Annotated in this window: 1 pseudogene; it reads left to right on the top strand. The window is 70.0% G+C overall.

Annotated elements, in window-relative coordinates:
- Positions 1-583 (top strand): annotated as a pseudogene (locus ACU8YC_RS25755) (IS110-like element ISMch6 family transposase); the annotation flags it as partial.

The raw sequence follows: 583 nt of genomic DNA, 5'->3' as shown, positions 1-583 counted from the left end.
CATAAGGATCTGCACGTGGCCGCGGTCGTCGACGACCGGGATCGGGTTCTGGCGAGCGCCAGCTTTGATGCGACCCGCCAGGGCTATCGGCAGATGCTGGCCTGGATGCGTTCGTTCGGATCGCTGCAACGCGTTGGGGTCGAGTCGACCGGCAGCTATGGTGCCGGCCTGCTCCGCTTCCTCCAGCAGGCCGGGATCGAGGTGCTGGAGGTGACCGCCCCCGACGCCCAGGATCGGCGGCGTCGGGGCAAGAACGACGACTTCGATGCCCAGAGTGCGGCGCACGCCGCCTTCGCCGGCACCCGCACCGTGACGCCGCGCACCCGGGACGGCATGGTCGAGTCCTTGCGCATCCTGAGCGCGTGCCGGAAGACGGCGGTCGCGGCCCGACGCATTGCCCTGCAGATGATCCACAACACCATCGTCTGCGCGCCCGATGCCCTGCGCGAGACGCTGCGCCGGATGACCCGGATGCAGCTCGTGCGGACCCTGGCGGCGTGGCGGCCCGATCTGAGCGCCTACCGCGACGTCGAGGCCGCTTACCGGATCGGCCTGAAGTCGTTGGCGCGGCGCTACCTGGAAC

This window comes from Citrobacter sp. VF227 (assembly GCF_052950715.1).
The sequence above is the reverse complement of the archived record's forward strand: the minus strand, read 5'-3'. Positions and strand labels throughout refer to the sequence as shown.